Origin of the sequence: Paracoccus methylovorus (assembly GCF_016919705.1) — a bacterium.
Taxonomy (GTDB): Bacteria; Pseudomonadota; Alphaproteobacteria; order Rhodobacterales; family Rhodobacteraceae; genus Paracoccus; species Paracoccus methylovorus.
On the sequence record NZ_CP070368.1, the window covers coordinates 136360 to 157397 of the forward strand.

The window sequence follows — 21038 nt, forward strand, 5'->3', positions numbered from 1 at the left end:
GCCGGGCGCGACGGCCCGGCCCTAATCCCCTGTTTTGCGCCGATCAGACCTCTGGCACCAGCACTTCGCGCTTGCCGACGTGGTTTGCCGAAGTGACGATACCCTGCTCTTCCATCTGCTCGACCAGTCGCGCGGCCTTGTTATAGCCGATGGCCAGCTTGCGCTGGATATAGCTGGTCGAGCATTTGCGGTCCTTGGCCACGATCGCCACCGCCAGATCGTAAAGCTCGGCATCGCCGCCCTCGCCGGTGGACAGGCCCAGCACCTGATCGATGCTGTCGGCGCGCTCTTCGTCCGGGCCCTCGACCACGCCGGACATATAGGTCGGCGGGCCAAAGGATTTCAGGTGGTTGACGACCTCTTCGACCTCTTCGTCGGAAACGAAAGGCCCGTGGACGCGGGTGATGCGGGAACCGCCGGCCATGTAGAGCATGTCCCCCTGACCCAAAAGCTGCTCGGCCCCCTGTTCGCCCAGAATGGTGCGCGAATCGATCTTGGAGGTGACCTGAAAGCTGATCCGGGTCGGGAAGTTCGCCTTGATCGTGCCGGTGATGACATCGACCGAGGGCCGCTGCGTCGCCATGATCAGGTGAATCCCCGAGGCCCGCGCCATCTGCGCCAAACGCTGGATGCAGGCCTCGATCTCTTTGCCGGCGACCATCATCAGGTCGGCCATCTCGTCGACGATCACCACGATATAGGGGAAGGTCTCGGGCTGGAATTCCTCGGTCTCGAAGACGGGTTCGCCGGTGTCCTCGTCGAAGCCGGTCTGGACGGTGCGCTTGAACATCTCGCCCTTGTCCAGCGCCTCTCGCACGCGGCCGTTATAGCCCTCGATATTGCGCACGCCCATCTTGGACATGCGGCGATAGCGTTCCTCCATCTCGCCCACGACCCATTTCAGCGCGACGACCGCCTTCTTGGGGTCGGTGACGACCGGGGACAGCAGATGTGGGATGCCGTCATAGACCGACAGCTCCAGCATTTTCGGGTCGATCATGATCAGCCGGCATTCCTCGGGGGAAAGCTTGTAGAGCAGGCTGAGGATCATGGTGTTGATCGCCACCGACTTGCCCGAGCCGGTGGTCCCGGCGATCAGCAGGTGGGGCATCTTCGCAAGGTTCGCGACCACCGGCCCGCCGCCGATATCCTTGCCAAGCGCCAACGGCAGCGGCTGGGTGCCGTCGCCATAAGCCTTGGAGGCGAGGATCTCGCGTAGCACCACCTTTTCGCGACGTGCGTTGGGCAGTTCGATACCGATTACCGTGCGGCCGGGCACCGTGGATACGCGCGCCGCCAGTGCCGACATGCTGCGGGCGATGTCGTCGGCAAGGCCGATCACCCGGCTGGCCTTCAGCCCCGGAGCGGGTTCCAACTCGTAAAGCGTGACCACCGGGCCGGGGCGGACCTCGGTGATCTGGCCCTTGACGCCATAGTCGTCCAGCACCGCCTCCAGCATGCGGGCGTTTTCCATCAGCGCCTCTTGCGAAAGCTGGTGGCGCTCGACGGTCGTGGGGGCAGCCAGCAGAGACAGCGGCGGATGTTCGTAATTGCTGGCCGCCTCGTCAAAGCGCAGCGCGGGCTGTGCCTCGGATTGCGCCTGACGCGAAGGGGCGGGCTTTTTCGGCGGCACCACGACCCGCGGCGTTTCGGCGCCAAACGGCGCGGCGGTGACGGGTTCGGGGAAATAGTCCTCTTCGTCGTCCTCGTCCGAACGCAGCGGCGGTTCGGTCCGGGCGGTCGCCGGGCGCGCGCCGGTCAGGCGGGCGGTCACGGCGGACAGCAGGCCCTTGCCTTCGGATCGGGTGCGGATGGCATCGGTGATGCGCGCGCTGATCGCGGCGTTCGAGGGCGGCTCGTCATCCTCGGCATAATGTGTTTCGGGGTCGATCAACTCGGATTGCGGCGCGAATTCGCGGTCCTCGGCCAAGGGGGCCGGCGCGGGGCGCAGCCCCGGCAGGCCGGTGCGCGGGGTCTGCGGCAGTGCTGTTTCGCCAGTGCGGCCGCGCCGGGCCTCGGCGCGGGTTTTCAGCCCGCTTGCCGCGCCCGACGACAGTCGCGCGCCCCGGTCCACTGCATGCAGCGCCAGGATGCGGGCAGTCGCCAGCCCGTCACGCAGGAATCGGTGAATGGTGGCCAGTTCCTTGCGGTCGAAACCCAGCACGAATGCCATGAAGGCCACGGTGCCGATCGCGGTCAAAAGCGCCAGCAGCTTGATGGCGATCGAGGCCCGCATCGGCATGGCCGAGAGCATGCCGCCCATCAGCATGTCACCCAGATGCCCGCCCAGACCAAAGCTCTGCGTCCAATCCGGCGGCGGCGTCAGCGAGGTGGCATAGATCGACACCAGCACCATGGCGATGGGCAGGAAGATGCCGCGCATCAGCCGTTCCTCGCCCCGGTGCAGCATCAACCGCAGGCCCCATGCGACGGCACCGACCACCAGAACCCAGGTGCCAAAGCCGGTGATCATGAACAGCGCCGAGGCGACATAAGCGCCAAAGCGGCCCAGATAGTTCTGCGCCGGCTGGTCGGTGGCCGACATGAAGCTGGGATCGTCGGGGGAATAGCTGACCAGCATCATCGCGATCAGCACGCCCAGAATGACCAGGCCCGCGCCCAGCAGCTCTTTGCCGCGCCGTTCCAGCGCCGCTTGCGTGCTTTGGTCAAACAGCGGATCGCGGTGTTTCGCCTGCCAGCTCGCCATGCGTCAACCCCCTTGATACAAACAGTTTTTCAGACGGTTCAGCGCCGCCTCGGTCTGGTCCGCCGGCGCCACCAGCGCCACGCGGATGAATTTGCGGCCCGGATTGCCGGCGAGGGTATCGCGCGCCAGATAGGTGCCGGGCAGCACCTGAATTCCGGCTTCGGCCCACAGCTTTCTGGCCGCGTCCTCGCCGTCGCCGACGTTTTCAGGCACCGGCAGCCACAGGAAGAAGCCGCCCTGCACGGGCTGATAGCCCGGCACATTGCCCAGCACCCGGTCGGCGATGGCATATTTCATCTGATACAGCGCGCGGCTGGTGTCCACATGCCCCTCGTCCGCCCAGGCCATGGCGCTGATGCGCTGCACCGGAAGCGGCAGCGGTGCGCCGCCATAGTTGCGAAGACGCCGCATCTGCGCAATCTGCGCCAGTCCGCCCGCCGCAAAGCCCGAGCGCAGCCCCGGCAGGTTCGAGCGTTTCGACAATGAGTTGAACATCACCACCCGGTCGGGCAGGCCCATGCGCGTGGCCACCGCCAGCGCGCCCGGTGGCGGCGTGTCGCGCCAGATCTCGGAATAGCATTCGTCCGAGAAGATCAGGAAATCATGCTGTTCGGCCAGCGCAACCAGCTCTTCCAGATAATCGACCGAGGCGATGCTGCCCTGCGGATTGGCGGGCGAGCACAGATAGGCCACGGTCGCGCGGTCCAGAACCGATGCGGGCAGATCGGCAAAGCGCGGCAGATGGCCGGTTTCGGCCACGGCGGGGACAAAGACCGGCTCGGCGCCCACGGCGGCGGCGGCCACGGCATAGACCTGATAAAACGGGTTCGGAATCAGGATTGTGGGCTGCTGGCCGTTCTTGCGTTCGGGTGCCAGCGCCAGTGCCGCGTTGAACAGCCCCTCGCGCGTGCCGTTCAGCGCCATGATCCGGGCGGGTTCGACATCCAGCCCGTGCCGGCGTCCCAGCCAGCCCGAGATCGCGGCCAGCAATTCGGCCGTGCCCTCGTTCGAGGGGTATTTGCCGAAATCGGCGATGCTTTCGGCCATAACCGGGCCGACGAAATCGGGCAGCGCGTGGCGCGGCTCGCCGATGGTCAGGATAATGGGATCGCCCCCGGGCTCGATGCCCGCGAGCAGCTTCCGCAGGCGCGGAAATGCGTAATCCGGCAGGTTCGCGAACCGCTCGGGAATTGCCATTGCTGCCTCTCAGTCGGGGTCGTTGCGCCCCGTTTTGCGGCAAGATTACCGGCAATCCCCCCAAGCGTCCAGAGTTTCGCAGCCATATTGCACCTCAAGATGCCCGATTTTCCCGGAAAAACCGGGGATCAGCGCAGGGCCGCCTCGGCTGCGGCGGCGGTTGCCAGCAGGGCGCGGTCGTTGCCTGGCCCCCCCATCAGCATGATGCCGCAAGCCGGATGGCCGGTTGGCAGGCTGATCGCGGGCAGGCCCAGCAGGTTGGCGATACGGGTGTTGCGCAGCGTCAGCAGATTTTCGCGGGCAAAGAATTCCGGCTCGGTCAGCAGCCGGTTCACCGCAGGCGGCAGGATCGGGGCCGTGGGCAGGATCACCGCATCGAATCCCGCGACCAGCCGCGCCCAATCGGCGCGCAGCCGGCCGAGTTCCTCCCACGCGGCCACGTAATCGGCCGCCAGTACGAACTGGCCGCCGCGAAAGCGCTCCAAAATCGGCGGATACATCAACTCGGGCGCGGCCTCGATCTGTTCGCGCCAGATGCCATAGGCTTCCGGGGCGAACAGCAGCGGCGCCAGCACCATGGCCTCGGCCACGCAGGGCGGTGCGGCATGGGTGATGCGCGCGCCCGCGCGGGCCAGCCGGTTCACCGTATCTTCGAAAGCTGTAGCGGGTTCCGTGCGTGTCTCGTCAAAGGGCACGCCATCCAGCACCATCAGCCGCAGCCCGCGCGGTTCGGCGCCCGTCAGGTCGGGCGCGGATTCACCACGCAGGACGGCGAAAAGCTCCGCGCAGTCCTCGACCGTGCGGGCGATGGGGCCGGCCACGTCGAAACGGCGGCACAGCGGCACGACGCCGGTGCCGTCGATCGCGCCGGTGGTCGGCTTGAAACCGACCAGCCCGTTCCATGCCGCGGGCACCCGGATCGAGCCGCCCGTGTCCGTGCCGATGGCTGCCGCTGCCAGCCCCAGCGCAACCGACACCGCCGCGCCCGAACTCGAGCCGCCGGGTGCGAGTTCCTGATCTATGCTGTTGGGCGGCGTGGCTGTTGCCGGGTTTACTCCCAGCCCGGAAAAGGCCAGTTCGGTCATATGCGTCTTGCCCAGGCAGACCAACCCATCCAGCGTGGCCCCGGCCAGTATGGCGGCATCGCGCGGGGGGATGCGGCCTTCCAGCAGGCGCGAGCCCGCCTCGGTCGCTGTGCCGGCGCTGTCGATATTGTCCTTCCAACTGATCGCCACCCCGTCCAGCAAGCCACGGCGCAGCCCGGCGCGGGCACGGTCATGAGAGGCAATGGCCTCGGCCCGGGCGCGTTCGGGCGTCAGGCGCGCATAGATGCGGCGGCCATAGGGATGGTGGCTTGCGGCGTCCAGATATCCCTCGGCCTGCTCGACCGGGCTTATCAGCCCGGCAAGGATCGCCCGACCCTGTTCCGCCGCAGACGCCCTGAGCCAATCCATGCACTTCCCCCGATGAATGCCCACATGCCGAGTGGTGCACAGGCTATCGCGGCACAGGCAGGCCCGCAATGCGCTTGGTCGCGGCCCATCACAGATGGACATTGTCCCGCCGAAGGTCATATTGCGCAGCATGACGACCGATTTCGACATCCTGATTGCTGGTGGGGGGCTGAACGGCCCCGCGCTTGCCTTGGCGCTGGCCGATGCGGGCCTTTCGGTGGCCGTGGTCGATGCCCGTCCCGCCGATGCCCGTGCTGGCGAGGCATTCGATGGGCGCGCCTATGCGCTGGCACTGGCCTCGCAGCGGTTGCTGGCGGCGCTGGGGCTGTGGCGCGATCTTGCCCCCCATGCCCAAGAGATCCGCAGGGTCGAGGCGACGCAGGGAACGCCCGGCGAAGGTGCCGGCCCCTTTGGCCTGCATTTCGACGGCGCCGAGATCGAAGAGGGCCGGCTGGGCTATATGCTTGAAGACCGTTTTCTTTATCGTGCGCTTCTGGCCGCGATGCAGGGGCGCGTTGCGCATATGCCCGGGGTCTCGGTGGTCGGGCAAGAGGTGCAGGGCGCGGCGATCCACGCCACCTTGTCGGATGGCCGCTGCCTGTGCACGACGCTGCTGGTCGGCGCGGACGGCCGGCAATCAGGCGTGGCGGCGCGGGCCGGGATCAGGCGCACGGGCCACGACTACGGCCAGATCGCGCTGGTCGCCGCGGTCGATCACGAATTGCCGCATCACGGCACCGCGCATCAATATTTCATGCCGACTGGGCCGCTGGCGATTCTGCCTCTGCCGGGCAATCGCAGTTCCATCGTCTGGTCCGAGACCGCTGCGCAGGCGCGCGCCATCATGGCGCTGCCGGATCACGAGTTTCTGACCGTGCTGCGTCCGCGTTTCGGCGATTTCCTGGGACAGATCAGTCTGGCGGGACCGCGGTTTTCCTATCCGCTGAACCTGACGCTGGCCGAGCGTTATATCGCCCCACGCGTGGCGCTGATCGGGGACGCGGCGCATGGCGTGCATCCCATCGCCGGGCAGGGGCTTAACCTTGGCCTGCGCGATGTGGCGGCACTGGCCGAAGTGCTGGTCACCGCCCGCCGCCGGGGCGAGGATATCGGCAACCCGCTTGTTCTGGCGCGCTATCAGGATTGGCGGCGACCGGATGCCACCGCGCTGGCGCTGGGCATGGATGGGGTGAACGCGCTGTTTTCCAATGCCAATCCGCTGCTGCGGGCCGCGCGTGAAATCGGTATGGGTCTGGTCGATGCCATCCCGCCGCTGCGGCGCGGTTTCATGCGGCAGGCCGCGGGGCTGAAGCTGGAGCCGATGCCCCGCCTTTTGACCGGGCAACGGCTTTAGGGAACGCTCACGCCATCGTCAGCGTTCAGGTGGCGCGCATCCAAGGAACGTGATGTGCAAGTCATTGGAGAATCGGTATCATTCCGCTCATGAAACTGAAAACGCTCGCCCTTGCGCCCGTCCTTTGCCTGGCCCTGGCCTTTCCGGCCTTGGCCGAGAAAATCCCTCTGAACGATATTTCGCGCTATCTCAACAACCTCAAGACCGCCAAGGCGGATTTCACGCAGGTGAATGCGGATGGTTCGATCTCGACCGGGGTGGTCTATATCCAGCGCCCGCAGCGGGTGCGTTTCGAATACAAGGGCGACAACACGCTGGTGATGGCCTCGGCCGGAAACGTCGCGGTTTTCGATGGCAAGACGCGCGGTGAGCCGCAGCAATATCCGTTGTCCAAGACCCCGCTGTCGCTGATCCTGGCCCCGAACGTCGACCTGAGCCGGGCGCGCATGGTGACCGCTCATACTGAGCAGAAGAATACCACCGTGGTGACCGCGCAGGACCCGCAGCACCCGGAATATGGCAATATCCAGATGGTCTTTACCGCCAATCCGACCCAATTGCGGCAATGGGTGGTGACCGACGACACCGGCAAGCGCACCACGGTGATTCTGGGCGACATGCAGACCGGGGTTTCGATTCCCGCCTCGGCCTTTGCCATCCAGAACGAAATCGCCCGGCGCAAATAGCCGGGCGACGCGCTTCACCTGCGTCTACAGCATTTCGGTAAAGCGCAGAAATGCTGTAGATCTTTGTTTCTCATTTCCCGGCGCAAGACGGATATCCGCTTTGCCGGAAATGCTTTAGCGACAAGAGGCGAGCTGGGCGCGATAGGTTTCGGCCCGGGTCTGGACGTTGCCGGCCACGTTCATCAGCCAAGGCTTCGAATTATGCGAGCCTCTGGCAAAGCCCGAGCGTCCTTCGTGATAGGCCAGATACTGCGCGCCGGCATCCCATTTGGAAACACCCAGCACCCGCGCCGTATCGTTCATATACCAGCCCATGAAATCGGTGGCGTCGCGGATATTGTCGCGCCGCGCACCGCGATTGCCGGTCTGTTTGCGGTAATCGTCCCAGGTGCTGTCCAGCGCCTGACTATAGCCATAGGCCGAGCTTTGCCGCCCGATGGGAATGATCCCCAGCGCATATTGATGCGGCGTGCGGGCGTTGCCGATGAATTTCGATTCCTGATGGATGGTCGCCATCTGGACATGGACCGGCACGCCCCATCGCCGCTCGGTCGCCTTCATGGCGCGCATATAAGCCGGACGTTCCGACGCGATGGCGCAGGCGTTTTCCAGATTGCGCGGTGCCTTGTAGTTCCCGCCCCCTCCGCAAGAGGCAACCAGCCCGACGATGGCGAGCTTTAGAAACCTGTTCATACTGCCCTCATGTTTTTGTGGGCAGAATAAGCGAATTTTCCGGGCGCGCGCAAATGACAAAGCCTCGACCCGGCCTAGCTGCGCAGGACCGAGACCGATTTGACGATGGCGTGGCAGGTGCTACCCGGTTGCAATTGCAGCGCCTTGACCGATCGCGGGGTGATTTGTGCAAGCATCCGCTCATGCTGCTGATCGGTCCCCAGCGCCAGTTGCACCAGCCCGTCCTGTACCCGAGTCACCGTGACGGGCAGGATGTTCAGCGCCGACAGGCCCTGCGGGGCTGCACGGGCAAGGATCACCTCATGCGCAAGGATTCGCAGGCGCAGCACCCGTCCGGGGGCAAGGTTCAGGTCGGGCAGCAGCATCGGCCCGCCAGCCGTTGTCACCCGTGTCATGCCGTCCGCCTCGGGGCCTTCGACCGTGGCGTGGATCAGGGCGCCGGCCTCGCGCGCGCCCAGTTGCGGAGCCAGTTCCGGATCGGCAAGAATCGCGGTCAACGGGCCGGAGTGGATCACCCGTCCTTGTCGCATCAGGACAACCGTGGTCGCCAGCCGCAGCACCTCGGGGACCGAGTGGCTGACGTAAAGGATCGGCAGGCGGATTTCGTCCCGCAGCCGCTCCAGCCATGGCATGATCTCGGTCTTGCGGGTCTCGTCCAGGGCGGCCAGCGGCTCGTCCATCACCAGCAGCGCCGGGTCCGACAGCAATGCCCGGCCGATGGCAGTGCGCTGGCGTTCGCCCCCCGACAGTGTGCCGGGGCGGCGCTGCAACAGCGGTCCCAGCGCCAACATCTCGACGATGCGGTCAAAGTCTCGTGCCGCACCCCGCCGCCAGCGCGAGGGATAGCGCAGGTTCGCCGCCACGGTCATATGCGGAAACAGCCGCGCATCCTGGAAAACGCAGCCGATGCGCCGGGCCTGTGGCGGCAGGTTAGTGCGGTCGTCGAACAGCACGTGCCCGTCCAGCGAAATCCGTCCCTGATCGGGGCGCATCAGCCCGGCAATGGCGTTGATCGCGGTGCTTTTGCCGCAGCCCGAGGGGCCGAAAAGCGCCGTCACCCCGCCCGGCGCGTCGAATGCGACATCCAGCGCCAGACCGGGAAACTTGTGGCGAAAGGTGACCTCCAGCATCAGCGCCGTGCCGCCATGCGCCATGCCAGCCATTCGGAAATCAGCACCGCACCCATTGCAATGACCACGGAAACGATAACCAGCCGCATTGCCGCCGCCTCGCCCGAGGGCACTTGCAACAGGGCATAAATGGCCGAGGGCAGGGTCTGGGTCTGGCCCGGAATATTCGAGACAAAGGTGATGGTGGCGCCGAATTCGCCCATAGCCTTGGCAAAGCCTAGCGTGGCGCCGGCCAGAATTGCCGGGATGATAAGCGGCAGGGTGACGGTCAGGAAGATCCAGACCCGCGGGGCGCCCAACGTGGCGGCCGCCTGCTCAAGCTTTGGATCGACGGCTTCAAAGCCCAGCCGGATCGCACGCACCATCAGTGGAAAGCTCATGATGGCGCAGGCCAGTGCCGCGCCGGTCCAGCGAAAGGCAAAGACGATGCCCAAGGGTTTCAGCAGGCTGCCAACCGGCCCCTGGGTGCCAAAGGTGATCAACAGCATGTAGCCGGTCACGACCGGAGGCAGGATCAATGGCAGGTGCACGATGCCACTTACCAGCCCGTGGCCCGGAAAGCGCCGCCGTGCCAGCAGCCATGCCACGGCAATGGCCAGGGGCAGGCTCGCCAGCGTTGCTACGGCGGCGACCCGCAGGGACAGGCGCACAGCCTGCCATTCCTGCGGCCCAAGCCAGTCGGTCAGTATCATTGCGTGACGGTAAAGCCTTGCGTCTCAAAGATCGACTTCGCCGGCCCCTGCGACAGGCTATCAAGGAAAACAGCGGCTTGCGACGTGCCGGCGACCGTGGTGACCGCGGCAGGATAGGTGATTTCCTCATGGCTGTCCGCCGGGAAGGTCGCGACGACGCCCACGCCCGGCTCGGCTACCGCATCGCTGCCATAGACGATGCCCAGTGGCGCTTCGCCCGTGGCGACCAGTTTCAGCGCGGCGCGGACGTTGTCGGCCTGTGCGACCTGCCCTTCGACTTTGTCCCAAAGACCAAGCGAGGTCAGGGCCTCTTTCCCGTATTGCCCGGCGGGCACGGAATCGATCAGCGCCATGGCCAGCTTGCCATCGCCCAGCAGGGTGGGCAGATCGGTCACGGCTGCTTCGGCCGGCGTGCCGGTGCCGACCAGCACCAGCGTGTTGCCCAGAATATCCCTGCGGGTCGCAACGTCGATGTCGCCCGACTCCTGCACCGCATCCATCCATCCCGTCGAGGCCGAGATGAACAGGTCGGCCGGCGCGCCCTTCTGGATCTGCTTGGCCAGCTGCGAGCTGCCGGCATAAGAGATAACCACCGTATCATCGTGGTTTTTCTGCCAATCGGTGGCGATCTCGTCCAGCGCATCCTTAAGGCTGGCGGCGGCGAATATGGTGAACTGATCCGCCTGCGCGGCGGGGGCAAACGCGATCAGGGCGGCGGCGATGAAAGAGAGGCGCATCGGGCAGGTCCATCCGTTGTGTTTTAATGGACATAACCAAATGCTGCCGTGGCTGGCAACCGTTATTTACTTTGAAACAGGCTGCTGCCCTGCCCGAAGCCGGGTCAGTTGCTGATCGCCCTGCTCGCGCAGCAAGGTCTCCAACGCGCGGTAATCGGCCAGCACCTGCCGGCCTTGTTCAGTCAAGACGGCGCCGCCGCCCTTGGCGCCCCCGCGGCTGCTGTCCACCAGAGGTGCGACAAAATGCGCGTTCATCTCTTCCACCAGGGACCAGGCGCGGCGATAGCTCATCCCCATCCGCCGACCGGCGGCCGAGATCGAACCCTCTTCGTCAATGGACTGCAACAGATCGGCCTTGCCGCGTCCAAAGGTCAGGCCGGAATTGAAGTGCAGGCGGAGGCTGATACGGGGATCTTGTGTCATGCCGGCATTTTGCCGTCTTTCCGCAAGGTCGCAAGGGGTCAGGTCTTTCCGATATGCTATCGCGGTTCTACCAGTAACATTATTTCAACGTGAATCGGGGGGAATCATGCCTGACAACGATATCGTCATTCTGTCGGGGGCGCGGACGGCCATCGGCACTTTCGGCGGCAGCCTTGCCGGCGTGCCTCCGATCCAGTTGGCTGCCGCGGTCACTCGCGCCGCAATCGAGCGCGCCGGCATCGGTGCCGACCGCATCGGCAACGTGGTGTTCGGCCATGTGCTCAATACCGAGCCGCGCGACATGTACCTGTCGCGGGTGGCGATGCTGGATGCGGGGGTGCCAGACACCACGCCGGCAATGAACGTAAACCGGCTCTGCGGTTCAGGAGCGCAGGCGATCGTCTCGGTCACGCAGTCGCTTATGCTGGGTGATGCCGATTTCGCGGTGGCGGGCGGGGCCGAATCCATGAGCCGCGCCCCCTATGCCGTACCGTCGGCGCGCTTCGGCGCCAAGATGGGCGATGTGCAGATGCTCGACATGATGGTGGGCGCGCTGACCTGCCCCATGGGCACCGGCCATATGGGCGTAACGGCGGAAAACGTCGCGCGCGAGCATGATATCTCGCGTCAGGCACAGGATGAGTTCGCCCTGGAAAGCCAACGCCGTGCAGCCGCGGCCATCGCCGAGGGGCGTTTCCATGAACAGATTGTTCCCATCGAGGTAAAAACTCGCAAGGGGACGGTGGCCTTTGATACGGACGAACATCCGAAATCGACCGATCTGGAAAAGCTCGCCGGCCTGAAAACCGTATTCCAAAAGGACGGCACGGTGACGGCGGGTAATGCGTCGGGCATCAACGACGGTGCGGGGGCGCTGGTGCTGGCCCGTGCCGATGCCGCAACGGCGGCGGGCGCGCGGCCCCTGTTTCGCATTCTCGGCTATGCGGTCGCTGGCGTGCGGCCCGAGGTCATGGGTATCGGTCCGGTTCCTGCGGTTCAGGAGCTGCTGCGCCGCACCGGCCTGAAGGCAGGTGATTTCGACGTGATCGAATCGAATGAGGCTTTTGCAGCGCAGGCGCTGGCCGTGAACAAGGAACTGGGGCTTGATCCCGCCAAGGTGAATCCGAACGGCGGCGCCATTGCTTTGGGTCACCCGGTTGGCGCTACGGGCGCCATCATTACCGTCAAGACGATGTATGAGTTGATGCGAACTGGCGGGACCAAGGGGCTTGTCACCATGTGCATCGGCGGCGGCCAGGGGATTGCCCTTGCCATCGAGCGCATCTGATCCTGCGTTGATCCGGTCCCTTTCTATCCGGGGCCGGATCCTCCTGTTGTGCTGTTGAATGGGTATTTGGGCAACGAAGAAGTCCAGGGTATTTCTTCGTTGTCTAAATACCCCTGAACCGCCTTGCCGTTGGACTAGACCATGCCAGGCAGAGCCCAAAATGGAACGGGCCGCCCTGTAGCAGAACGGCCCGCGAGATCCACGGAGATGGTCCGGTTAGGGTTGGTGCCCGCCGTCCCAGCCAAGGTTTACGACCCTTGGGATTGCCCTCAGGCCACGGCCCCCCTGACTGTCCCGACACCTCTCTCCAATATCACTCTCGACACTGGACCACCTCCTTTCAATAAGTTGCCGTATGGGTCCAGCCTGCCACAGAACCATGACCAGTCAATGGGTTTGCACCCGGCGTTGGATCAAATTTCCGACGACGATGCGGAAAGGAACCAGTGCAAGGATTGCCTGCGCGAGCTTTACCGCACAGTCGGCCACTGCGAGCGAAACCCAAAGCGGCAAAACCGGACCGTGTCCCAGCAGCGGAACCAGCTCATTCGCCCAAGAAACATCGTCGTTGGGGAAGATAGGCGTCAGTTGCGAGGCAAAGGCGATGGTGAAGAAAACCGTGGTATCGAATATCGAGCCGGCGATGCTTGCCGCCAAGGGGGGCAGCCACCAGTTGTATTTTCGCAACTGATTGAAAACCGAGATATCCATCAACTGTGCTGAAAGGAAAGCAGCGCCCGAGGCGACTGAGATGCGCAGCGTGGTCTTGTCCAGTCCCGCCGCGACCACCGAACACAGCACCCCTGTCACGAAGCCGGCATAGACCACTTTGCGCGCGGCGGTCGGACCGTAGACCCGGTTCATGATGTCGGTGACGAGGAAGGCGACCGGATAGGTCAGCGCGCCCCATGTCAGCCAGGAGCCCAGCAGGTGCTGGACCAGGATGTTCGAGGCCACAACGACGGTGGCCATGGCGATGACGCCGGGAAGAAGACGGGACATATCTGTTTTCCGTTTTGGCAAGGTTGCGGAGACTCGGCCCCATCGGGGCGAGGCTGCATAGGTCTGCGCGCGGCCTATGTCAACGCATATACGCGGCTCATGCAGCCGCCGCCGCGGTAATCTCTGTCGCGAAGGCACCGTTCATGCCCTCGACCGCGGTATTGGTCAGCGCGACGAGGCAACGGTTGCGGGCGGGATCGATGATCCAGCTGTGGCCGTAGATGCCGCCCCAGGCGAGGCTGCCCCGAGGCAGGCCGATACCCGCCCGGTCCGTGTCGGTGATGATCGCCCCGGCCCAGGCATGACCCCAGCCGGGGCCGCGCAGCGGGTGGCGTTGGTTGATACGGTTGTGCTGCGCCTCGGCGCGCAGGCTTTCCCCCAGGAAGCTGCCCGCCCGCAGGGTTTCCAGCAGCGTCAGCGCGGCTTCAGCCGTCCCTGCCATCCCACCGCCACCCGAGGGATAGGCGGAGGGATCGTGGATACGCTCGGGCAGGAAGGCATAGGTTTGCTCGGGCTGCAGCGGCTTTGCCAGCCGGGTCGGGCCGCGCATCCGTTGCGGTTCGGGGCGGGCATCTGCGTAACTCACGGCCAGATCGGCGGTCGCGGGCGCCCGGAACCCGGCCTCGATGCCCAAGGGGGCGGTCACCAGTTGCGCCATGGCCTCGGGCAAGGGCATGTCCGCCGCTGCCTCGATCACCGCACCCAGCACGTCGGTCGCCACCGAATAGCGCCAGCGCGTGCCGGGCATCCGGTCCAGCGGCACCGAGGCAATGCGGCGCAGGTTCTCGGCCAGCGAAATCCCGCTATCACCGATGCCGTCCGAAACGCCGGCCCGTGCATAGGGTCCGTCCGGCGGCTGGTTGAAGCCATAATCGAGCCCCGCCAGATGCGACATCAATTGGTCGACGGTGATTACGGGTCGGTTGCCATCGGGCAGGGCTGGGGTGAAGTCGGGCAGCCATCGCGTCACCGGATCCTGGGGTGACAGCCGGCCCATGCCGATCAGCCGCAGCGCCGCGACGGTGGTGAAGGGTTTGGAAACCGAAGCATAGCGTAGCCAGGTCGCTTGCTGCATCGGCAGCCCGGCCTCGCGATCTGCAAATCCTTCGGCGCGTGCATAGGCAAGGCGACCGTCCTGAGCCAAAAGCACCACGCATCCGACAATCCGCCGCTGGGCCAATGCGCTGTCGATGGCGTTATCCAGCGCGGCGATGGTGACGGATAGGGTCATTCCGTCACTCGGTATTCGACCAGTTCCGTACGCTGGAGCCAGCCAAAATTATCATCCGAAATCAGAGTAATACGGATTCCCTGTCCGTCATGCCAGACCGAGATGCCTTCCAGATTGTCATATTGCAGCGGGCGCGATTCCAGCAGCACCTGCTCATTCGAGACGCCGCTTTCGCCCAGGTCAAAGCGTCGGACGCGAGACCGAAAGCCAAGCAGGCCTTTAAAATCTCGTTCCAGCAGATAGAAGCGCCCGTCGGGGCCGATGTCAGCCCCAACCGCCAGCCAGTCGCCCGAACGCGGGATTGAAAAGGGTTGGTCCCATTCGCCGTTGCGCCAGCGCCAGACGGGAAAGGGCCGGGTCAGCGCGCCAGACCGCTCGGGCAGGGTCAGAAGCGTGCCGTCTGGCGTGATTGCCAGCGCCTCGAGCGAGGAGTTTCGCTGCATCGCCTTGAATTCGGGGGGGCGGGGCAGCGGCTTCGAGGGGCTGTCGGGCGTGTCATGGCGGGCCACGCGGGTCAGCCCCTCGAAACTGACCCAGATCGTGCCGTCCTCGGCGATGGCCAGCCCTTCGCTGTCGCCCTGCCAGCCGGGCTTGAGCGGTTTGCCGTCGCTATCGCGCAAACGCGCCTGACCGGCCAGGTCAAGCCCGCGGATGCGGCCTTGCGCATCACGCTGAACGCTGCCCCAGCGAATCGTGGCACGGTCGGACAGCGCGGTGAAGTGGCGGCCGTCGGCGCTGATCTCGATGCCCGAGAAGCCACCGAAGGTCTCGTCCTCCATCCGCCAGACGTAGGTGGCTACGTATTCCACATTGGGCGCCGGCCAGGACGCGGGTTGCGGTGCAGGATCGGCAGCGCAAGCCGAGGAAACGGACAGCAGTATCAGCGACAGCGACAGCGCAAGGCCCGACAGGCGGCCCCGGATCGCTGTCGTGCTGCTGACCCAGCCGCTGCGTCTTAGCGGGCGGTGCCGACGACCTGGCATTGACGGGGCATCTCGCTCAGCCGATAGCTGCGGGGGTGACGATAGTTCGGATCGGGCGGCACCGGCTTGACGCGGCTGGGGTCGATGCGATTCTTGATCCATTCTGCGGCCTCGGCGCAGCCATCGCCGGGCGGGGGCGGGTCCTGCTGTTGGCAAACCGAGCCCGCGGGGCAGGTCAGCCGGACGTGGAAGTGATAATCATGGCCGTTCAGCGGGCGCACCTTGCGCAGCCATGCGCGGTTGCCGGTCTCCATCTGGCACATGGCCACCTTGGCGACCGGATCGACAAAGATACGCTCGACGCGCGGGTCGCGGGCGGCTGCGCGCATGATCGCCATATGCGTGCCGCTCCACAGTGACGAAGGTGCAGTGCCCGCCTTATTCACCACTGATTGCGACGAGATTTTTTCGCGCTGCGTGGTCGTCAATTTCAGGCTTTGCGGGGGCAGCATCCAGATATCGGCGTCAAGACCCGATTGGTGGCTGGCATGGCCCGAGGTCATGGGGCCGCCGCGTGGCTGGCCCATGTCGCCGACATAAAGCCCCTGCCAGCCGGCCTGACGCGCGGCGCCCGACAGGCCGATCAGAAAGTTGACCAGCTCGGGATGACCCCAGTTGCGATTCCGGGACAGGCGCATGGCCTGCCAGGTCGGGCCGGATTCCGGCAGTTGCGCCGCGCCCGAGACGCAGCCCTTGGAATAAAACCCGATCGAGACTGGATTGCCTGCGGTCGGGCCGGCAACGGCGCCGAAGACACTGCGGGCCAGCGGGTCGGCACTGGCGGGCTGGACAATGCCAACCCCGGTCAACGCCAGCACGGCGGCGGTCAGGAATTTGCGGATCACTGCGCGGCCTCTCCTTTTGCTTTGACCCAGCCTAGCAGAATCAGCGCCAGAAGGAACATCCCGATAAGCGGAGAGATGCCGAGCCGTTGGCTGCCGGTCACATCCGTCACCATGGCGATCAGCAAGGGCGCCAGAAACGCCGTCGCCTTGCCGGAAAGCGCGTAAAGGCCAAAGGCCTCGGTTGCGCGTTCGGGCGTGGTATGACGCACCATCATCGTCCGGCTGGCAGATTGCAGCGCCCCACCCGCCCCGCCGATCAGCGCCCCGCACAGAAAGAACAGCGCATCCGGCAGGCGCGAACCATCCGGCACGGGCAGGCCCAGGACATGCTGGCGGCTCATCCCGGTGACGAGGATGCAGACGAGGATCAGGACCAGCGTGCAGATGATGATGACGGGCTTGGGACCCCAGCGGCGGTCGGCGCGACCGCCGATCCAACTGATTGCCGCTGCCGAAACGGCGCTGACCACGCCAAAGACACCGGCAAGGAACACCGGCCAGCCCAGCACCGTGGCGGCATAGACGCCGCCAAAGGCATAAAGCGCGTTCAGCGCATCGCGCGAGAACATGGACGAGGCAAGCCAGGCAGCCAGCGAATGCCGATGCCGGAGGCTGGCGAGCAGGCGCCAAAGCTGGGCCATCGCCACGCCGATCCGCAGCGGGCGGCGCGGACCCGGTGCCTCGGGCACCCAAAGCGCGAAGGGGATCATGAAGACCAGATACCACAGCGCGGTGAACGGTCCGGCGGCCCGCGTCCCTTCGCGCAGCGTCGGGTCGAGCCCGAACAAGGGGGCAATCCCCAGCATGGTATGTCCGGTTTGCGCATTCTCGGCCAGAAACAGCAGCACCACGGCCAGCGAGATCACTCCGCCCAGGTAACCGAAGGCAAAGCCCGAGCCAGAGATGCGGCCGATTTCCTGATGCGGTGCTAAGCCGGGCAGCAGGGCATTGGTAAAGATGGTGGCGAACTCCATGCCGATCAGCCCGATCCCAAAGGACAGGATCGCCAGATACAGGTTCGGCTGGTCCGGGATGAGGAACCACAGCCCCCAGGAGCCCACGACGTAGAGGGCGGAAAAAATCCAGACCCAGATCAGCCGGCGCCCGGTATTGTCGGCGATGGCACCCAGCACCGGCGCAAGACCAGCGATGATGATCCCGCAAATGCCCAGCCCGTAACCCCATAGCGCCTGCGCCGCGGCCCCCGCCGCTTCGGGCGACAGGCCCTGCGAGACATAATGCTGCCGGGCGATCTGGGCGTAATAGACCGGAAAGATGAAAGTCATCAGCAGGGTCGCAAAGGGTTGACTGGCCCAGTCAAAGAACCACCAGCCCCAGATGCGTCTGCGTTCCATGCTCATGTTCCCTCGCCCACCGGTTGCAGTCATGCGCCGCGCAAACCGCGCGCATAAGGCCCCAGAGGGTTCAGGCTGGCAAGTCTCGATTCCGCTCGGTTGGCACGATGGGCGGTAAAACGGGGGGCCAAGGCCGCTGGGCGTCCGCTGCGATCCAGGCCCGCACCCAATTCGGCAATTCGGGGCTGAGCGTATCGCGCCCGGCCGCCTGCATCAGCCGCTCGGGCGCAACGATGCCCTGGTCCGAGGTGATCGCGCCACGCAGCAGCATATGGTTGCAGCACTCGCCGTCGCGCCACATGCTTTGCTCCATGTACAGAAAACGCGCATCCCAGCCCAAGGTGCGCGAAACCATGGTAAAGCGCTGGAACGCCTTGATCCGCCGGCGATAACGCACGGTGTTGCCGGCCACGGTGATGCCCCAGCGATTTTCCCGCATCGTGTCGATGATGCCGGTCCTGACCGCCATCGGCAAACGGCCAAGGTCGTAAAGCGTCAGCGTGCGGCCGTTGTTCAGCTCGATCCAGGGGTCGAGATCCCAAGGCCAGCAGCGATGGGTCGAGACATGCGCATCCAGCACCCCAAGCCGTGGTGCGCGGCGGTATTTCAGCATCTCCTTGGCAAAGCGGAGCATGGGATACATCGGCGGCCTCTCCTGCCTTGGGCAACGCAGCGGGGCTAGCGGCCGGCAACGGGGCCGTCAATCGGAACGCTGCGACCGGCACGCTGCGACTTGCGCAAGCGGGACGGCTGGCTTACCTGTCCGGGGACAGCCAAAAGGGAATGGAATGGGCACGCTTCACTACGCCTTGATGCTGGTACTCGACGTCGTCTGGTTCGTGATGATCGTCCATATCATCATGTCATGGCTCATCAACTTTCAGGTGCTTAACCTGCGCCAACCGTTGATCTGGCAGATCTGGAGCGGGCTGAACCGGCTGCTGGAACCGATCTATGGGCCGGTGCGCTCGATCCTGCCGAATACCGGCGGGCTGGATCTGGCGCCGTTGGTGGTTTTCATCATCATCATCATCCTGCAACGCGCGCTCGCCAATAACGCCGGCTTCTTTTACGGCTTTTAGGGGTGTCGGCCGCCCCCCTTCTGCGGCAGGTCTTCGGCTTCGACGCCTTTCGGCCGGGGCAGGAAGAGATCGTGGATGCCGTCGCGGCCGGCCGCGACGTGCTGGCGATCATGCCGACCGGCGGCGGCAAGTCGCTGTGCTATCAACTGCCCGCACTGATACGGGACGGGCTGACGGTGGTGATTTCGCCGCTGATCGCCCTGATGCGCGATCAGGTCCGTGCATTGACCGAAGCGGGCGTCGCTGCCGCCGCCCTGACCAGCGGCAATTCCGAGGACGAGAACGCCGAGGTGATGCGGGCGCTGAATGCGCGCGAACTGCGACTGCTTTACATGGCGCCCGAGCGGCTGGTGTCCGGGGCGACCGTGCCGATGCTGCGCCGCGCCGGGGTGCAGGCCATCGCCGTGGACGAGGCGCATTGCGTCAGCCAGTGGGGGCATGACTTCCGCCCCGATTATCTGCGGGTTGGCGAGTTGCGCCGGGCGCTGCGCGTGCCCTTGGCCGCCTTTACCGCCACCGCCGATGCCGAGACCCGCGACGAGATCGTGGCGCGGCTGTTCGACGGCACGCAACCACAGATATTCCTGCGCGGCTTTGATCGGCCGAATATCCATCTGGCCTTCCAGCCCAAGGACGGACCGCGCCGGCAGATCCTCGATTTCGCCGCCGCCCGGCGCGGACAGTCGGGCATCGTCTATTGCGGCACCCGCGCCAAGACCGAGGCATTGGCAGCCGCGCTGAACCAGTCGGGTCTGGCCGCGACCGCCTATCATGGCGGTATGGAGGGTGAGGCCCGCCGCGAGGTCGAGGCGCGGTTCCAGCGCGAGGATGGGCTGATCGTGGTGGCCACGGTCGCTTTTGGCATGGGCATCGACAAGCCCGACATTCGCTGGGTCGCGCATGCGGACCTGCCCAAGTCGATCGAGGCCTATTATCAAGAGATCGGCCGTGGCGGCCGCGATGGTGCCCCTGCCGAGACGCTGACGCTTTACGGCCCCGACGACATCCGCTTGCGTCGGGGGCAGATCGACGAGGGGCTGGCCCCGCCCGAACGCAAGGCCGCTGATCATGCCCGGCTGAATGCGCTGCTGGGGCTGGCCGAGGCGACCGGATGCCGGCGCGTCGCTTTGCTGGGCTATTTCGGGGAAACCGCTGTGCCCTGCGGGAATTGCGACATCTGCGACGCTCCGCCCGAGTGTTTCGACGCGACAGAGGCGGTGCAAAAGGTGCTTTCGGCCATTCTGCGCACCGGCCAGACCTATGGCGCGGGTCATGTGATCGACGTGCTGACCGGCACCATGACCGACCGTATCGGTCAGCGCGGCCATGATCGGCTGCCGACATTTGGTGTCGGTCGCGACCTGTCGAAGCCGCAATGGCAGGCGGTCGTTCGCCAGATGCTGGGCCGCGACCTGATCCGCCCCGACCCCGAGCGCCATGGCGGGTTGGCCATTACCGCCGCCGCCCATCCCGTGCTGCGCGGGGAAGAGCGTATCACGCTGCGCCGTGATCTGGTCAGTCGTGCCCGGCCTGCCGTGGTCGTCCGCGCCTCGGTCGATGAAGAGGACGCGCCGCTGCTTTCGGCCCTTAAGGCCAAGCGCCGGGCGCTGGCCGAGGCGGCGCGCGTGCCGGCCTATGTGATCTTTCCCGACCGCACCCTGATCGAGATGGCCCAGACCCGCCCGGGCACGCTGGACGAGATGGCGCGCGTGAATGGCGTTGGTGCGAAAAAGCTGGAAAGCTATGGCGAGGAATTCCTGCGCGTCATCGCCGGCGAGGTGACGCCCATGCACCCTGCCCGTCGCGCCTTGGCCGGGCGGGCCGCAGGGGACCTGTTCGACCGTCTGGCCGAGGTGCAGAGCCGTCTGGCCCGGGGCGAGGACGGGACCGAGAAGCCGCTTTCCGTCAGCAGTTCAGCCCTGCGCCGTATCGCGCAGGATCGGCCCCGGGACCTGTCACGCTATCTGGATGAGCCTCGGTTTCACCGGTTCGGCGCGGCCTTTACCGCCGAGATCGCAGACGACTCCGAGGCCTGAGGACGGCTGAAACCCCGAGGTGGATCACAGGCCGGTCGCCCGTCCGAAAAGCGGCGATATCTGCGGTTCAGCAGGTGATAAGCCCGATCTTTTCGTGGCGATCCTTTTGCGGCCTTGTGATCCGCGGGTTTGCGCGGGCGATC

At 65.4% G+C, this 21038-nt stretch carries 19 protein-coding genes; 5 read left to right on the forward strand and 14 right to left on the reverse strand.

Features of this window, described 5'->3' with window-relative positions; genetic code table 11:
- Window positions 1–43: 43 nt before the first annotated feature.
- The 3 genes from JWJ88_RS00655 to JWJ88_RS00665 all read right to left on the reverse strand — a co-directional run bounded on the left by JWJ88_RS00655 (window position 44) and on the right by JWJ88_RS00665 (window position 5358).
- Entirely contained in the window at window positions 44–2707 is a 2664-nt protein-coding gene (locus JWJ88_RS00655) for a DNA translocase FtsK (protein WP_205294201.1), read from the reverse strand.
- Between the two features lie 3 nt (window positions 2708–2710).
- Complete coding sequence (locus tag JWJ88_RS00660; protein WP_205294202.1) at window positions 2711–3904, reverse strand: aminotransferase class I/II-fold pyridoxal phosphate-dependent enzyme; 1194 nt, start codon at window positions 3902–3904, stop codon at window positions 2711–2713.
- 128 nt (window positions 3905–4032) lie between these two features.
- Entirely contained in the window at window positions 4033–5358 is a 1326-nt protein-coding gene (locus tag JWJ88_RS00665; RefSeq protein WP_205294203.1) for an amidase, read from the reverse strand.
- Window positions 5359–5488: 130 nt separating this feature from the next.
- On the opposite strand from JWJ88_RS00665, the gene JWJ88_RS00670 reads away from it, so the two are divergent.
- On the forward strand, window positions 5489–6712 hold the full coding sequence (locus JWJ88_RS00670) for a UbiH/UbiF/VisC/COQ6 family ubiquinone biosynthesis hydroxylase (RefSeq protein ID WP_205294204.1): 1224 nt from the start codon (window positions 5489–5491) through the stop codon (window positions 6710–6712).
- 89 nt (window positions 6713–6801) lie between these two features.
- Entirely contained in the window at window positions 6802–7398 is a 597-nt protein-coding gene (locus tag JWJ88_RS00675; protein ID WP_205294205.1) for a LolA family protein, read from the forward strand.
- Window positions 7399–7512: 114 nt separating this feature from the next.
- Here JWJ88_RS00675 and JWJ88_RS00680 read toward each other — a convergent pair whose 3' ends face one another.
- The 5 genes from JWJ88_RS00680 to JWJ88_RS00700 all read right to left on the reverse strand — a co-directional run bounded on the left by JWJ88_RS00680 (window position 7513) and on the right by JWJ88_RS00700 (window position 11073).
- On the reverse strand, window positions 7513–8091 hold the full coding sequence (locus tag JWJ88_RS00680) for a transglycosylase SLT domain-containing protein (protein WP_205294206.1): 579 nt from the start codon (window positions 8089–8091) through the stop codon (window positions 7513–7515).
- Window positions 8092–8165: 74 nt separating this feature from the next.
- Window positions 8166–9221: a molybdenum ABC transporter ATP-binding protein gene (gene modC, locus JWJ88_RS00685; protein WP_205295083.1), complete on the reverse strand. Its 1056-nt coding sequence runs from the start codon at window positions 9219–9221 to the stop codon at window positions 8166–8168.
- On the reverse strand, window positions 9221–9913 hold the full coding sequence (modB, locus tag JWJ88_RS00690; RefSeq protein ID WP_205294207.1) for a molybdate ABC transporter permease subunit: 693 nt from the start codon (window positions 9911–9913) through the stop codon (window positions 9221–9223). Before modB ends, modC begins: the two co-directional genes overlap by 1 nt.
- On the reverse strand, window positions 9910–10650 hold the full coding sequence (modA, locus tag JWJ88_RS00695; protein ID WP_205294208.1) for a molybdate ABC transporter substrate-binding protein: 741 nt from the start codon (window positions 10648–10650) through the stop codon (window positions 9910–9912). The genes modB and modA overlap by 4 nt, the downstream gene beginning before the upstream one ends.
- Before the next feature lie 66 nt (window positions 10651–10716).
- Complete coding sequence (locus tag JWJ88_RS00700; RefSeq protein ID WP_205294209.1) at window positions 10717–11073, reverse strand: winged helix-turn-helix domain-containing protein; 357 nt, start codon at window positions 11071–11073, stop codon at window positions 10717–10719.
- A 106-nt stretch (window positions 11074–11179) separates the two neighbouring features.
- Here JWJ88_RS00700 and JWJ88_RS00705 point away from each other — a divergent pair, with 106 nt between their 5' ends.
- Window positions 11180–12361, forward strand: coding sequence for an acetyl-CoA C-acyltransferase family protein (locus JWJ88_RS00705; protein WP_205294210.1), 1182 nt, complete (start codon window positions 11180–11182; stop codon window positions 12359–12361).
- Between the two features lie 387 nt (window positions 12362–12748).
- On the opposite strand, the gene JWJ88_RS00710 is transcribed toward JWJ88_RS00705, so the two are convergent.
- From JWJ88_RS00710 to JWJ88_RS00735, 6 genes are all read right to left on the reverse strand, one after another.
- A complete protein-coding gene (locus tag JWJ88_RS00710; RefSeq protein ID WP_205294211.1) occupies window positions 12749–13363 on the reverse strand; it encodes a VUT family protein in 615 nt (204 codons plus the stop codon).
- Window positions 13364–13460: 97 nt separating this feature from the next.
- Window positions 13461–14594 (reverse strand): serine hydrolase domain-containing protein, encoded by a 1134-nt coding sequence (locus JWJ88_RS00715; protein WP_205294212.1) that lies wholly within the window; start codon window positions 14592–14594, stop codon window positions 13461–13463.
- Entirely contained in the window at window positions 14591–15577 is a 987-nt protein-coding gene (locus tag JWJ88_RS00720; protein WP_205294213.1) for an esterase-like activity of phytase family protein, read from the reverse strand. Before JWJ88_RS00720 ends, JWJ88_RS00715 begins: the two co-directional genes overlap by 4 nt.
- Complete coding sequence (mepA, locus tag JWJ88_RS00725) at window positions 15550–16422, reverse strand: penicillin-insensitive murein endopeptidase (protein ID WP_205294214.1); 873 nt, start codon at window positions 16420–16422, stop codon at window positions 15550–15552. Before mepA ends, JWJ88_RS00720 begins: the two co-directional genes overlap by 28 nt.
- On the reverse strand, window positions 16419–17783 hold the full coding sequence (locus tag JWJ88_RS00730; protein WP_205294215.1) for an MFS transporter: 1365 nt from the start codon (window positions 17781–17783) through the stop codon (window positions 16419–16421). The genes mepA and JWJ88_RS00730 overlap by 4 nt, the downstream gene beginning before the upstream one ends.
- Window positions 17784–17847: 64 nt before the next feature.
- Window positions 17848–18420 (reverse strand): acyl-CoA thioesterase, encoded by a 573-nt coding sequence (locus JWJ88_RS00735; protein WP_205294216.1) that lies wholly within the window; start codon window positions 18418–18420, stop codon window positions 17848–17850.
- A 145-nt stretch (window positions 18421–18565) separates the two neighbouring features.
- Between JWJ88_RS00735 and JWJ88_RS00740 the strand changes: the two genes are divergently transcribed.
- Together JWJ88_RS00740 and recQ are read left to right on the forward strand one after the other, a co-directional pair.
- Window positions 18566–18859, forward strand: a complete 294-nt coding sequence (locus JWJ88_RS00740; protein WP_205294217.1) for a YggT family protein — start codon at window positions 18566–18568, stop codon at window positions 18857–18859.
- Window positions 18860–18861: 2 nt separating this feature from the next.
- Window positions 18862–20895, forward strand: a complete 2034-nt coding sequence (gene recQ / locus JWJ88_RS00745) for a DNA helicase RecQ (protein ID WP_205294218.1) — start codon at window positions 18862–18864, stop codon at window positions 20893–20895.
- The last annotated feature ends 143 nt before the right edge of the window (window positions 20896–21038 follow it).

Coding starts and splice junctions, on each gene's coding strand:
- JWJ88_RS00655 (WP_205294201.1), bottom strand. CDS start 2,707: ATGGCGAGCTGGCAGGCGAAACACCGCGATCCGCTGTTTGACCAAAGC.
- JWJ88_RS00660 (WP_205294202.1), bottom strand. CDS start 3,904: ATGGCAATTCCCGAGCGGTTCGCGAACCTGCCGGATTACGCATTTCCG.
- JWJ88_RS00665 (WP_205294203.1), bottom strand. CDS start 5,358: ATGGATTGGCTCAGGGCGTCTGCGGCGGAACAGGGTCGGGCGATCCTT.
- JWJ88_RS00670 (WP_205294204.1), top strand. CDS start 5,489: ATGACGACCGATTTCGACATCCTGATTGCTGGTGGGGGGCTGAACGGC.
- JWJ88_RS00675 (WP_205294205.1), top strand. CDS start 6,802: ATGAAACTGAAAACGCTCGCCCTTGCGCCCGTCCTTTGCCTGGCCCTG.
- JWJ88_RS00680 (WP_205294206.1), bottom strand. CDS start 8,091: ATGAACAGGTTTCTAAAGCTCGCCATCGTCGGGCTGGTTGCCTCTTGC.
- modC (WP_205295083.1), bottom strand. CDS start 9,221: ATGCTGGAGGTCACCTTTCGCCACAAGTTTCCCGGTCTGGCGCTGGAT.
- modB (WP_205294207.1), bottom strand. CDS start 9,913: ATGATACTGACCGACTGGCTTGGGCCGCAGGAATGGCAGGCTGTGCGC.
- modA (WP_205294208.1), bottom strand. CDS start 10,650: ATGCGCCTCTCTTTCATCGCCGCCGCCCTGATCGCGTTTGCCCCCGCC.
- JWJ88_RS00700 (WP_205294209.1), bottom strand. CDS start 11,073: ATGACACAAGATCCCCGTATCAGCCTCCGCCTGCACTTCAATTCCGGC.
- JWJ88_RS00705 (WP_205294210.1), top strand. CDS start 11,180: ATGCCTGACAACGATATCGTCATTCTGTCGGGGGCGCGGACGGCCATC.
- JWJ88_RS00710 (WP_205294211.1), bottom strand. CDS start 13,363: ATGTCCCGTCTTCTTCCCGGCGTCATCGCCATGGCCACCGTCGTTGTG.
- JWJ88_RS00715 (WP_205294212.1), bottom strand. CDS start 14,594: ATGACCCTATCCGTCACCATCGCCGCGCTGGATAACGCCATCGACAGC.
- JWJ88_RS00720 (WP_205294213.1), bottom strand. CDS start 15,577: ATGCCAGGTCGTCGGCACCGCCCGCTAAGACGCAGCGGCTGGGTCAGC.
- JWJ88_RS00730 (WP_205294215.1), bottom strand. CDS start 17,783: ATGAGCATGGAACGCAGACGCATCTGGGGCTGGTGGTTCTTTGACTGG.
- JWJ88_RS00735 (WP_205294216.1), bottom strand. CDS start 18,420: ATGTATCCCATGCTCCGCTTTGCCAAGGAGATGCTGAAATACCGCCGC.
- JWJ88_RS00740 (WP_205294217.1), top strand. CDS start 18,566: ATGGGCACGCTTCACTACGCCTTGATGCTGGTACTCGACGTCGTCTGG.